This window comes from Kitasatospora sp. P5_F3 (genome assembly GCF_054049135.1).
The window spans coordinates 18326-31035 of sequence record NZ_JBFUMY010000022.1; the positions used below are offsets into that span (position 1 = coordinate 18326).

Genomic DNA, 12710 nt, shown 5'->3' on the forward strand with positions numbered 1-12710 from the left:
CCCGCCCCGCCTAGGCGATCCGGAGCAGCCGCGACAGGATCGACGGCGGCGCCAGGTCCGACTGCAGGGCCACCGGCACCTCGACCCTGCCCTCGCCCTCGCCGGCCGCGATGGTCCCGACCGGGGTGCCGGCCTTGACGGAGTGTCCGAGCTGCTCGGACTTCATGGTGAGCTGCGCGGTGATCCCGGGCCAGCCCGCGACCGTCAGGTCCTTGGCGGCGACCACCGGCACCTGCCCGCCGAGCCCGTCGTCCACGTACCCGACGACCTGGCCCTGCTTGGCCAGAGTCTGGCCGGTCAGGCCGTCCTGTGCGGCGGTGATGATCTTCTGACTGACCGTCTGGGCCGCCTTGAGCAGGCTGTCGGCGGTGGTCGCCGGCTGCCCCAGTGTGACGCCGAGGATCATCCGCTTGGTGCCGCCGATCTCCTTGACCGCCGCCCACATCAGGCAGGACCCGGCGGGGGTGCTGGAGCCGGTCTTGACGCCGATCACGCCGGTCCTGGCGGAGAGCAGGGCGTTGGTGTTGTAGATCCGCTGGCTGTTGAAAGTCATGTCCGGGGTGGCGACCACCTGGCGGAACACGTCGTCCTTCATCACCTGTCCGGCCAGCTTGAGCTGGTCCTTCGCGGTGCTCTTGGTGTCGTTGTTGTACCCGGCCGGGTCGGCGTACGTGGTGTTGGTCATGCCGAGCGCCTTGGCCTCGTCGTTCATCTTCTTGACGAACTCCGCCTCGGTACCGGAGTCCCAGCGGGCCAGCAGCCGGGCCACGTTGTTGGCCGAGGGCAGCATCAGCAGTTCGAGCGCCTCATACTCGGAGATCTTCTGGCCCTCGGTGAGCTGGGCCCGGGACTCGTCCGTGTTGGCGGACTCAGCGGCGGCCTGCTTGTCCACCGTGATGACCGGACCTGGCTCGCCCTTCTTCAACGGGTGGCCCCGGAGGATCAGGTGAGCGTTCATCACCTTGGTGACGCTGGCGATCGGCGCGGGGGTCTCCGGGCCCGAGCTGCCGAGGCTGCCGACCCCGACCACCTCGGCGGCGGCCTGGCCCTTGGCCGGCCAGGGCATGGCGAGCGGGTTGCCGGTGAAGGTGTACGAGCCGGCCAGCGAGAGCTTCACCTTGGGGTCGGGCAGCGGGCGGAGCAGCTGGGCGACCACGACCACGCCGACCACCACGGCGAGGAACAGGCTCCAGACGGTGACCCGCTTGGCGCCCCGCCGGAACGGCGAGACCGGACGGGCGGAGAGGGCGGCCAGCACCTCCATCGCCTCGTCGGTGGTCTCGGGCAGCGGCAGCGGCGCGGGCGGTTCCTCGACCGGCAGGGCAGCGGGCTCGGGGTGGGTCCAGACCTGCACCGGCGGCTTCGCGAGCCTCACCGCCGCCTCGGCCTCGGCCACGACCTCCGCTTCGGCCTCGACCTCCGCCTTCGCCTCAACCTCGGGATCGGGATCGGGATCAGGATCGGGATCGGGATCGGGATCGGTCGCGGTCTCGACCTCGGCCCGGGCCACGTCCGCCTCGTCCTTGGCGTCCCGAACCGCGAGACGGGGATCGACCGCGTCGGGCTCCTCGATCGACCCGACCGGCTCCGCCGTCTCCGGGTCCGACGTGTCCGGGCTGGTCACAGCCTCGGAAACGGCCTCCTCGGGCACCCGGAGCATGGTGGTCACGTTGTCCACCGGCAGCCTCAGCATGGTGGTCCGGTTGTCCACATCACGGACCTTCAGCTGGACGGTGGAGCCGCTCGACTCGGTACCGGCCGGGTCGACCGACACCTCCTCCTCGCCTTCCCCGTCGTGCCGCACCTTGTCGGGGGACTCGCCCACGTGATCCAACCTCCTCGTCCGCCGTACCGGCCGAACCCGATTTCCATTCGCCGGTTAGCTGTCCAGTCTCCGGCACCGACGGCCGTAACAGCCGTCACACCCCGCCCGACCGGCCACTATTCGGCCGAACCGGCCTCCGTCGAGGCACTCCCAGCCAGGGACGCGAGGCCCGTGGGGGGCGGTTCCAGGCCCCACCGCTAGGTCACGATTCGGAGGCGTACTCGACAAGCCGCTGTGAGAGGCGTCACTCTGTCATTCATCCACGCGGGGAGGCTTGGATGGGCAAGAGCCGCAGAACTATTCCCGAGGAACTCCTGTTGCTCGCCTTGGACCCGACCACGGGCACCACGGCGCAGCCGCAGACCCTCGACCTCGGACTCGCCGGGGCACAGCTCGTCGAGCTGTCCTTGGCCGGAAGGATCGTCCCGGACGGGGACCGGATCGCCGTGGTGATGCCACGGCCGACCGGTGACCCGACACTGGACCACGCACTGGAACTGCTGCGCCGTCGTGGCAGCCCGGTGCGGGCCGCGCACTGGATCGGCGGGCCCCGCCTGGGGCTCAGGCAGACCTACCTGGCGCACCTGGAGAGGTGCGGCATGGTGACCGCCGTGCCGGGCCAGATGTGCGGCGTGCTGCCGACGACGCGGTACCAGGCGTCGGACGACTGCACCAACGCCGCGATCAAGCAGCGGCTGGACACTGCGATCCGTACGGGCGTCCCGCCGGACCCCCGAACGGCCGCACTGGCCGCGCTGGCGCATGCCGTCGGCCTGGGGAAGCACCTCTACCCGGGCAACGAGGGCAGGTCCTCGCGGTCACGACTGCGCGACCTGATCAGGTACGACCCGCTGGGCGGCATGGTGGCGCACGCGGTGATGGACGTTCAGAACGGGCTGCCCAACCAGGCCCGTGGTCCGGCGCCGGTGGCCGGGCCGACCAGGCCGGCCGCTCCGGCCGGTCGGCCGGCGCCGAGTCGGCCGACCGCGGGCGGCAACGGCCACGGGATGGCCGGGCGAGCGGTAGCCCGCTGAACGGAGCGCGCGGCGGACCGTGCGCGCCGGTGATCGGAAGGACCCTTTCGGGGCGGTCGGGCCAGGCAGTCAACTGCTTGCCCCGACCGCCCCGTTGGCATTTCCGGACACCGGGCCCCTATATCGGTTCCGGCACCGGGGCGCAAGGGCGGCAATCCCGATTGAGTGGTTTTCCGATGGTCTGTTCTAGTGCGCTCCTGCGATTCCCCCGCGCCGTACTGAGCCAAGATGGCATGCTGCTCCAAGTCAGGGGGGTTGGTACCAATTTCCACAGTCTTCCGAGGCGCGCCGCTCTCCGGCGCGCCAGAGGTCCGGCCGGAGGTCGATGTGTCCGCCAACATCAATCCGACAGTTCGGCGACGCAGGCTCGGCGCCGAACTGCGGCGTCTGCGTGAGCTGAAGGGGATGACGGCCGAAGAGGTGGCCGGCCGTCTGATGGTCTCCCAGTCGAAGATCAGCCGGCTGGAGAACGGCCGCCGTTCGATCAGCCAGCGGGACGTCCGGGATCTCTGCGACGTCTACGACGTCAGCGACGAGCGGATCCGGGCCGGCCTGATGGAGATGGCCAGGGAGTCCCGTCAGCGCGGCTGGTGGCACGAGTTCGGCGACATCCCGTACAGCGTCTACATCGGCCTGGAGGCCGAGGCCAGCTCGATCCGGGCCTACGAGTCCTCCTTCGTGCCCGGCCTGCTGCAGACCAGGGAGTACGCCGAGGCGGTGGTCGAGGGCACCCAGCCGGACACCGACGTGAGCGCCATCAAGCGGCGGGTGGACGTCCGGCTGAAGCGGCAGAGCCGGATATACGGCGAGGACCAGCTCGGCAGTCTCTGGGTGGTCATAGACGAGGCCGTGCTGATCCGGGTGGTCGGCGGCCCGCGGGTGATGGCCGATCAGCTGCTCCAGCTGCTGGAGTTGAGCGAGCGGCCGAACATCAACCTGCAGGTGATCCCGTTCCGGCACGGCGCGCATCCCGGCATGACCGGGACATTCTCCCTGATGGAGTTTCCGGAGTCGGCGGATTCGACCGTCGTCTACTTCGAAGGAGTGACGAGCGACCTCTACCTGGAGAAGGAGGCCGACGTCCGCCGCTATACCAATCTGTACGACCACCTGCGGGCCGCAGCGCTCAGCGTCGCGGAGAGCCGGTCATTGATTCACACCTATGCAGAGGGGTTCAAGAGATGAGCACGAAGTCGACCAGCAACCTGACCTGGCGCAAGAGCAGCCACAGCGGTGGCAACGGCGCCTGTGTCGAGATCGCCGTCCCGAGCAGCGCCACCATCGCCGTCCGTGACTCCAAGGACCCCGAGGGCCCCCAGCTGCACTTCAGCAAGGAGGCGTGGGCCGCGTTCGCCACCGCCACCGCCACCGGCGCCTTCGGCGAGATCTGAGACTCTGCCGCTCCGGGGAGCGGGCCGCMGGCGACCAGTCGGCGGCCCGCTCCGCTGTTTCCCCGGTAGGGCCTTACTTCAACGGGTAGCGCTCCGACCAGGCGGGGCCGCGCAGTTCGGGCCCGTGCAGCAGTTCCAGCACGAAGTCGTCGGCCAGCTCCAGCATCGTCCCCCGGCCCTCCAGCTCGGCCAGCAGCTCGGGCGGCAGCGCAGTCTCGCCGTGCAGCGCGCCGAGCAGGCTCCCGCAGACCAGCCCGGTCGAGTCGCTGTCGCCGGAGTGGTTGACCGCCAGCAGCAGGCCGGACTTCACGTCCTGGGCGACCAGCGCGCAGTAGACCCCGATCGCCAGCGCCTCCTCGGCGACCCAGCCCTGGCCCAGCTCCTCGACCCGGTCGGCCGACGGCTCTCCCGCCCGTACCGCGTCCAGGGCCTTGCGCAGGGCCGCAGTGGTCTCCTCGTGGCCCGGGTGGTCCGACAGGGTGGCCAGCGCCAGGTGGACGCCCTCCTCCAGGGTGCCGCCCCTGGCCACCGTGTGCACGATCACCGCGAAGGCCCCGGCGGCCAGATAGCCGGTCGGGTGACCGTGGGTCAGCACCGAGCACTCGACGGCCAGTTGGAAGACCAGTCCGGGCTCCCAGGCGGTCAGCAGCCCGAACGGCGCGGCCCGCATCACCGTCCCGCACCCCTTCGACTCCGGGTTGCGCGGCGCGTCCAGCGTCCCGGCGCGCTCCGCGTCCGGGCCGGTCAGCCCGGAGAGGCAGGCCTGCCCGGGGGCCCGCTGCGCGTACAGCCACTCCTGCCGCCCGAGCCAGCCGAGGCCGGACCTGCGCTCGTCCGGGCCCCAGTCGTACTGCGTCGCCGCCCAGCGGAGGTAGGCCTGGTGCACGTCGGTCGGCGGGTGCCAACTCCCGCCGTCCCGTTGGACATGAGCCCGGATCAGACCGTCCACCGTGAAGAGCGTCATCTGGGTGTCGTCGGTGACGCTGCCCGCCCTGCCGTACGCGGGCACGTAGCCCGTCACCCCGGCCGGACCGTGCGCGGCGCGGATGCTCTCCAGCGACTCGAACTCGATCCCGGCGCCGAGCGCGTCACCGATCGCCCCGCCGAGCAGACAGCCCCGCACCCTGCTGCGGAAGTCCTGCTGCTGCGCGCGTGACCACAGTGGCATCAACGGACGGCACCTCTCTCCTCGGGTACGGGGCGCACCACTCGGGGTGGGCCGGGCTGGAGCGCATCCGCACTGTATTCGAATACCGCTCCGATTTGGACCTTCGCCCTCGAACGCCAGCTCGTCAACAAATTGTTGCCACCACGCCATCCGGCGGCCACCCCGCAACGCCCGGGGGTTCCTAACGTCCGCACCATGACCACCTCCCCCTCCCGTCTTGCCCTCGCCGTGGCCCTCACCGGCGCGCTCACCCTCGGCTCCGGCGCGCTCGCCACCGGAACCGCGCTGGCCGACTCCCCCACCTGGTCCGCGCAGCAGTCCGCCCACCGCATCCCGTTCACCGCCGCCACCGTGACCCAGCAGGCCGACGGCTCCTTCAAGCTCGACTGGACCGCCCCCGGCACCCGCCGGGTCACCGTGTACGCGGGCACCGACCGGGACGGCATCCGGCACCGCACCGCCGTCGCCCGGGGCAGCGGCTCGGCCACCGTCACCGTCACCGGGCTGGCCACCGCCGACCGCTGGTTCTTCGAGCTGGTCCCGGACCGGGGCGAGTCGCTGACCGTCGCCGACCGCTCGCTGCACCTGGCCTCCGCCCCCAACTTCCGTGACGCGGGCGGCTACCGCACCGCCGACGGCCACTGGGTGAAGATGGGCGAGGTCTACCGCTCGGACGACCTCAGCAAGCTGACCGAGGCCGACCTGGCCAAGCTCCAGCGCCTGGGCATCCGGCAGATCTTCGACCTGCGCACCCCCGCCGAGCAGAAGTCCGCCCCCGACCGCATCCCGGCCGGCGCCACCGTGGTCGACGCCAACGTGCTCGGGGTCGCCGACACCGGCGCCTTCAACGTCACCTCGCCCGCCGCAGCGGTGCAGGCGATGATCGACGCCGAGCGGGTGATGGTCTCCGCCGAGAGCGCCAAGTCCGCCTACCGGGGCGTCCTCCGGGCCGCCGACGACCGGCACGCGATCCTGTTCCACTGCACCGCCGGCAAGGACCGCACCGGGTGGGCGAACGCCGCGCTGCTCACCGCGCTCGGCGTGCCGCGCAGCACGGTCGAGGCCGACTACCTGGCCAGCAACGACTACCGGGCGGCGGCCAACGCGGCGATCCTGTCGCACCTGCCGGCTTCGTACCAGGCGATCTACAAGCCGCTGCTGGACGTCCGTCCGGAGTACCTGAACGCCGGCTTCGACGAGGTCCAGGCCAAGTTCGGCTCCTTCGACGGCTACCTCAAGGACGGCCTCGAGGTGGACGTGCACAAGCTGCGGAGCCGTCTGCTCGCGGGCTGACGTTCAGTTGCACTACCCAGGGGCTCGGGGAACTGCGAGGAGATCTGGCGTTCGGGTCACTGCGAAAGTGCCTGACCACCCACGGACGGATCACCTTGTTCGAGGTCGGCGTCGCGGTTCCCCGAGCCCCTGACCGTAGATGGCTGACGTCTAGTCGAGAACGGGAAGCAGCTGCGGCAGGTGCCCGTCCGAGGCCAGGGCGGCGGCCCTGCGTTCCGGGGTGACCTCGCCGTAGGTGGTGGTGCGTTGGCGGTGGGGGCGGCCGGCGGCTTCGGCGATGGCTTCCAGGTCGCGGACGGACTTGTAGCTGCCGTAGGCGGAGCCGGCCATCCGGGAGATTGTCTCCTCCATCAGGGTGCCGCCGAGGTCGTTCGCGCCGGAGCGGAGCATCTCGGCCGCGCCGTCGGCGCCCAGCTTCACCCAGCTGGTCTGGATGTTGGGGATGTGCGGGTGCAGCAGCAGCCGGGCCATCGCCATCACCGCGCGGTTGTCCCGCATGGTCGGTCCCGGCCGGGCGATCCCGGCCAGGTAGACCGGGGCGTTGGTGTGGATGAACGGCAGCGTGACGAACTCGGTGAAGCCGCCGGTCCGTTGCTGGATCTGCGCGAGCAGCCGCAGGTGGCCCAGCCAGTGCGTCGGGTTGTCCACGTGGCCGTACATCATGGTGGAGGACGATCGGATGCCCAACTCGTGGGCGGTGCTGACCACTTCGACCCAGGTGGCGGCGGGCAGCTTGCCCTTGGTGAGCACCCAGCGGACCTCGTCGTCGAGGATCTCCGCCGCCGTACCGGGGATGGTGTCCAACCCGGACGCCTTCGCCTCGGTGAGCCAGTCCCGGATCGAGAGACCCGTCCTGGTGGCCCCGTTGACCACCTCCATCGGCGAGAAGGCGTGCACGTGCATCCCGGGCACCCGGGCCTTCACCGCCCGGGCGATGTCGAAGTACGCGGTGCCCGGCAGGTCAGGGTGGATGCCGCCCTGCATGCAGACCTCGGTGGCCCCGACCTCCCAGGCCTGCTCGGCCCGGTCGGCGACCTGGTCCAGCGAGAGGGTGTACGCGTCGGCGTCGGTCCGGCGCTGGGCGAAGGCGCAGAACCGGCAGCCGGTGTAGCAGACGTTGGTGAAGTTGATGTTCCGGGTGACGCAGTACGTGACCTCCTCGCCCACGGTGTCCCGGCGGACCGCGTCGGCGATGCCGCAGAGCGCGTCCAGCGCGGCGCCGTCGGCCTGGAACAGGGCCAGCGCCTGAGAGTCCGTCAGCCGGCTCGGGTCCGCTGCCGCGGCCGACAGGGCCTCCCGCAGGTCGCCGCCGAGCCGCTCGGGCGCCGAACTGCCGACCTGGGCCCGCAGCTCCTCCCAGTCGCCGTAGACCTCCTCGAAGTCGGCCCTGCGGTCGCCGGTCCGGCCCTCGGTGTCGATCTCCACGTGCAGCTCGGTCCGGCCGAAGGAGGCCGGCAGGTCCTCCGGCTCCTGCCAGGGCAGGCCGACCGGCATCGCGTCCTCCCTGGCCAGCCCGCTGGAGGGGTCGGCCAGTGCCCGGACGTGCGGCATGATGCGCGGGTCCAGCCACGGTTCGCCGCGCAGCAGGTACTCCGGATAGACCGTCAGCCGCTCGCGCAGCTCGAAGCCCTGGGCGGCCGTCCGGGCCGCCAGCTCCTCGATCTGCGGCCAGGGGCGCTCGGGGTTGACGTGATCGGGCGTCAGCGGCGAGACCCCGCCCCAGTCGTCGATGCCCGCGCCGATGATCAGCGGGTACTGCTCGTCGACCAGGTTCGGCGGCGCCTGGATCCGGGCGGACGGGCCGAGCACCAGCCGGGTGACCGCGATCGCGGCGGCCAGCTCCTCCAGCTCGGCGTCGGGCATGCCGCGCATCGCGGTATCCGGCTTGGCCCGGAAGTTCTGCACGATCACCTCCTGCACGCCGTGGTAGCGGCGCGAGGTGCGGCGGATCGCGAACAGCGCGTCGGCGCGCTCCTCGTAGGTCTCCCCGATGCCGATCAGCACCCCGGTGGTGAACGGCACCGCGCTGCGGCCCGCGTCCTCCAGCACCCGCAGCCGGACGGCCGGCTCCTTGTCCGGCGAGCCGTAGTGCGGGCCGCCGGGCTCGGACCAGAGCCGGGTCGCGGTGGTCTCCAGCATCATGCCCATCGACGGGGCGACCGGCTTGAGCCGCTGGAAGTCGGTCCAGCTCAGCACCCCGGGGTTGAGGTGCGGCAGCAGCCCGGTCTCCTCCAGCACCCGGATCGACATCGCCCGGACGTAGGAGAGGGTGTCGTCGTACCCGTGCGCGTCCAGCCACTCGCGGGCCTCCGGCCAGCGGTCCTCGGGGCGGTCGCCGAGCGTGAACAGCGCCTCCTTGCAGCCCATCGCCGCGCCCTGCCGGGCGATCTCCAGCACCTCGTCGGGCGACAGGTAGAGGCCGTGGCCGTCCTTGCGGAGCTTGCCCGGCACGGTGACGAAGGTGCAGTAGTGGCAGCGGTCCCGGCAGAGCCGGGTGAGCGGGATGAAGACCTTCTTCGAGTACGTGATGACCCCGGGCCGCCCGGCCTCGGCCAGCCCGGCGTCCCGGATCCGGGATGCGGTGGCACAGAGATCCGCCAGGTCGTCACCTCTGGCCCGGAGCAGCACCGCGGCCTCGGCGACGTCCAGCGCCACCCCGTCCCTGGCCCGGCGCAGCGCGCGCCGCATCGAGGTGGCGGTCGGGGCGGGCGGCTGGTCCTCCGTAGCGTTCATGGGGCGACGATACCCAGCGGTTGGTCCATCGGGATGACAGAACCCTGACGTGATCTCAGGGTCGGCTGCATCCCTGGTCGTACGGACGTCCCGCCCTGTGGGGCGATGCCGGGGAACCTGCTGCGGGCTCTAATGGTTGTGCAGAGCAGGACATCTGACGACGACAGGGGTAGAAGTCATGGTGGACCAAGTGCGGCCCTACCGATCCGGACGACGCACCACCGCCCGGGTCCTGGTCCCGGTCGGTGTGGTGGCGCTGACCGCGGCCGGGATCGGCCTGGTGCCCGCGATGGCTGGCGACTCGGGGCCCTCGCTGCCCGCCCTGACGGCGGAGCAGGTGGTGGCCAAGGCGCTCGGCTCCGACGTCGAGTCGCTGTCCGGCACGGTGAAGGTCAAGGCCGACCTCGGGGTGCCGGCCCAGTTGCTCGGCGGGCTGCCCGGTGCCGCCGGTGGCCGCCGCGGTGGCGGCGGTGACCAGGGCAGCTCGCAGGCCGCCCCCGAGAGCAAGCTGCTCGAGCTGCTCGGCGGGGAGCACACCCTGCAGGTCGCGGTGGACGGTCCGGACCGCCAGCGGATCGGGCTGATCGGCGGTCTGACCGGCTACGAGCTGGTGCACAACGGCAGCGAGCTGTGGGCCTGGGACAGCCGGAGCAACGACGCGGTCCACCTGACCGGCCCGGCGGCCGCCGCCGCCCAGCGGCCGAAGACGCCGCTGCCGGTGACCCCGCAGGACGCGGCCCGCCGCTTCCTCTCGCTGAGCGCGGAGTCCACCTCGGTGGTGGTCGACGGCACCGCCGAGGTGGCCGGGCAGAAGGCGTACCAGCTGAGCGTGAAGCCGAAGCAGAGCGGCTCGACGATCGCCGAGGTACGGATCGCGGTGGCCGCCGACAACGGCGTGCCGCTGTCGGTGCTGGTCCGCTCGACCGACGGCTCCAAGGTGCTGGACGTGCACTTCAGCCAGGTCTCGTTCGGCAAGCCGAGCGCCTCGACCTTCGCCTTCACCGCCCCCAAGGGCGCGAAGGTGACGGAGCGTCGGGCCGACGAGGCTCCCGCCACCGGGCGCACCGCGCCCGAGGCCCCGGGGCAGAACGCGAGCGGCCTCGACCTGGTCGGCCAGGGCTGGGCGACCGTGCTCACCGCCAAGCTGCCTGCGGGCGAGGGCAGTTCCTTCGCCAAGGCGCTCGGCAAGCCGGTCGGCGGCGGCACCCTGCTCGGCACCAAGGTGCTGAACGTCCTGATCACCGACGACGGCCGGGTCTTCGCCGGCGCGGTCACCCCGCAGGTGCTGCAGAGCGCGGCCGGGGTGAAGTGAGTGGCTCTTCTCGAGCAGTCGGACGGCCCGGCCGCTTCGGCGGACGTGATCCGTACCAGCGGTCTGACCAAGCGCTTCCGGGGCGGTCAGCTCGCGGTGGACAACCTGGATCTGACGGTGCCCCGGGGGTCGGTCTTCGGCTTCCTCGGCCCGAACGGCTCCGGCAAGACCACCACCATCCGGATGCTGATGGGCCTGATCGCCCCGACCGCCGGGGTGGCCACCGTGCTCGGTGAGCCGATGCCCGGCGCGGTGTCCTCGGTGCTGCCCCGGGTCGGTGCCCTGATCGAGGGCCCGGCCCTGTACGGCTTCCTGTCCGGCCGGGACAACCTGGCCCGGATCGACGCCGCCGACCCGACCACCGACCCGCGTACCCGCTCCCGCCGGGTCGACGAGGCGCTGGACCGGGTCGGGCTGACCGCTGCGGCCGGCAAGAAGGCCCGGGCCTACTCACTCGGCATGAAGCAACGGCTCGGGCTGGCCTCGGCCCTGCTCCGCCCGCGCGAGCTGCTGGTGCTGGACGAGCCCACCAACGGCCTGGACCCGCAGGGCATGCGGGAGATCCGCACACTGATCCGGGAGGTCGCGGCCGACGGCACCACCGTCTTCCTCTCCTCCCACCTGCTCGACGAGATCGAGCACGTCTGCACCCACGCCGCCGTGATGGCCAAGGGCCGCCTGCTGGTGCAGGGCACGGTGGCCGAGCTGGCCGCCCGCGCCTCGGGCCGCCTGGTGGTCCGTACGCCCGACGTCACGCTGGCCGCCGAGGTGCTGACCGGCCGTCAGGTCACCGACCTGACCAGCGACGAGGACCGGGTCTCCGGCACCCCACTGGGCGAGCAGGAGCTGCCCAAGCTCTGCGCCGCCCTGGTCGAGGCCGGGGTCCGGGTGCACGGCTTCGGCGTGGAGCGCGGCACACTCGAGGACGCCTTCGTGGCACTGACCGGGGAGGGTTTCGATGTCGCTGGTTGAGACGCGGCCTGCTGCCGTGGTGACCGTGGGAGCTTCGCTCTCGCTGTTCCGCAGCGAGCTGGGGCTGACCTTCCGCCGGGCCAGGACGATCACCCTGCTCGGCATCCTGGCCGCCCTGCCGGTGCTGATCGGGGTGGTGATCAAGTCGCAGACGGACGGCTCCGGGGGCGGTGGCGGCCCCGCCTTCATCGCCCAGGTGACCCAGAACGGCCTCTTCCTGGTCTTCACCTCGCTGGCCGTGACCCTGCCGATCTTCCTGCCGATGACGGTGGGCGTGGTGGCCGGTGACTCGATCGCCGGTGAGGCCGCCTCCGGCACCCTGCGCTACCTGCTGGTCGCCCCGGCCGGGCGGACCAGGCTGCTGGCCGTCAAGTTCGCCGCGGGGATGACCTTCTGCCTGGCCGCCACCCTGGCCGTGGCACTCTCCGCCCTGGCCACCGGCGCAGCCCTGTTCCCGCTCGGCCAGGTCACCCTGCTCTCCGGTGACACCGTCGGCCCCGGTACGGCGCTGGTCCGGGCGGTGCTGATCGCCCTGGTGGTCGCCGCCTCGCTGGGCGGGCTGGTCGCGATCGGCCTGTTCGTCTCCACCCTGACGGGCAGTGGGATCGCCGCCATGGCCACCACGGTGGTGCTGGTGATCACCGTGCAGATCCTGGACACCTTCCCCCAGCTGCACGCCATCCAGCCCTACCTCTTCACCCACCACTGGCTCAGCTTCGGCGACCTGCTCCGGCAGCCGATCTACTGGGACAACGTCCTGCAGAACCTCGGCCTCCAGGCGATCTACGTAGCCGTCTTCGGCTCCGCCGCGTGGGCCCGCTTCACGTCGCGCGACATCACGGCCTGAACTTCCGCAGGCGCTCAGCCAGAGCTGACCAGGGGCTCGGGGAACTGCGAGGAGATCTGACGCCGGGGTAACTGCGAAAGTGCCTGACCATCTACGCAGGTGCAACGCTCCAGAGGTCGGCGTCGCAGTTCCCCG

The 12710-nt window shown here is 71.6% G+C and carries 10 protein-coding genes; 7 read left to right on the top strand and 3 right to left on the bottom strand.

Features of this window, described 5'->3' with window-relative positions; translation table 11 throughout:
* Positions 1-10: 10 nt before the first annotated feature.
* Entirely contained in the window at positions 11-1825 is a 1815-nt protein-coding gene (locus ACXJMZ_RS15765; protein WP_457030662.1) for a hypothetical protein, read from the bottom strand.
* 278 nt (positions 1826-2103) lie between these two features.
* On the opposite strand from ACXJMZ_RS15765, the gene ACXJMZ_RS15770 reads away from it, so the two are divergent.
* From ACXJMZ_RS15770 to ACXJMZ_RS15780, 3 genes are all read left to right on the top strand, one after another.
* Positions 2104-2859, top strand: coding sequence for a GOLPH3/VPS74 family protein (locus ACXJMZ_RS15770; protein ID WP_457030663.1), 756 nt, complete (start codon positions 2104-2106; stop codon positions 2857-2859).
* A gap of 327 nt (positions 2860-3186) precedes the next feature.
* Positions 3187-4044, top strand: coding sequence for a helix-turn-helix domain-containing protein (locus tag ACXJMZ_RS15775; protein WP_457030664.1), 858 nt, complete (start codon positions 3187-3189; stop codon positions 4042-4044).
* Positions 4041-4250 (top strand): DUF397 domain-containing protein, encoded by a 210-nt coding sequence (locus tag ACXJMZ_RS15780; protein WP_184915246.1) that lies wholly within the window; start codon positions 4041-4043, stop codon positions 4248-4250. The genes ACXJMZ_RS15775 and ACXJMZ_RS15780 overlap by 4 nt, the downstream gene beginning before the upstream one ends.
* A gap of 73 nt (positions 4251-4323) precedes the next feature.
* Here the strand turns inward: ACXJMZ_RS15780 and ACXJMZ_RS15785 are convergent, their stop codons facing one another.
* Positions 4324-5418 (bottom strand): ADP-ribosylglycohydrolase family protein, encoded by a 1095-nt coding sequence (locus tag ACXJMZ_RS15785; RefSeq protein WP_457030665.1) that lies wholly within the window; start codon positions 5416-5418, stop codon positions 4324-4326.
* 195 nt (positions 5419-5613) lie between these two features.
* Here ACXJMZ_RS15785 and ACXJMZ_RS15790 point away from each other — a divergent pair, with 195 nt between their 5' ends.
* Entirely contained in the window at positions 5614-6711 is a 1098-nt protein-coding gene (locus ACXJMZ_RS15790; RefSeq protein ID WP_457030666.1) for a tyrosine-protein phosphatase, read from the top strand.
* Between the two features lie 150 nt (positions 6712-6861).
* Here the strand turns inward: ACXJMZ_RS15790 and ACXJMZ_RS15795 are convergent, their stop codons facing one another.
* A complete protein-coding gene (locus ACXJMZ_RS15795; protein ID WP_457030667.1) occupies positions 6862-9444 on the bottom strand; it encodes a bifunctional FO biosynthesis protein CofGH in 2583 nt (860 codons plus the stop codon).
* Positions 9445-9622: 178 nt separating this feature from the next.
* On the opposite strand from ACXJMZ_RS15795, the gene ACXJMZ_RS15800 reads away from it, so the two are divergent.
* Genes ACXJMZ_RS15800 through ACXJMZ_RS15810 form a run of 3 tightly spaced genes read left to right on the top strand, consistent with a single transcriptional unit; the run spans position 9623 to position 12575 of the window.
* Entirely contained in the window at positions 9623-10756 is a 1134-nt protein-coding gene (locus ACXJMZ_RS15800; protein ID WP_457030668.1) for a LolA family protein, read from the top strand.
* On the top strand, positions 10757-11728 hold the full coding sequence (locus ACXJMZ_RS15805) for an ABC transporter ATP-binding protein (protein ID WP_457030669.1): 972 nt from the start codon (positions 10757-10759) through the stop codon (positions 11726-11728). It abuts the gene before it with no gap.
* Positions 11715-12575 carry an ABC transporter permease gene (locus tag ACXJMZ_RS15810; RefSeq protein WP_457030670.1) on the top strand — a complete coding sequence of 287 codons (861 nt, stop codon included), beginning with the start codon at positions 11715-11717 and terminating at the stop codon, positions 12573-12575. The genes ACXJMZ_RS15805 and ACXJMZ_RS15810 overlap by 14 nt, the downstream gene beginning before the upstream one ends.
* Positions 12576-12710 lie beyond the last annotated feature (135 nt).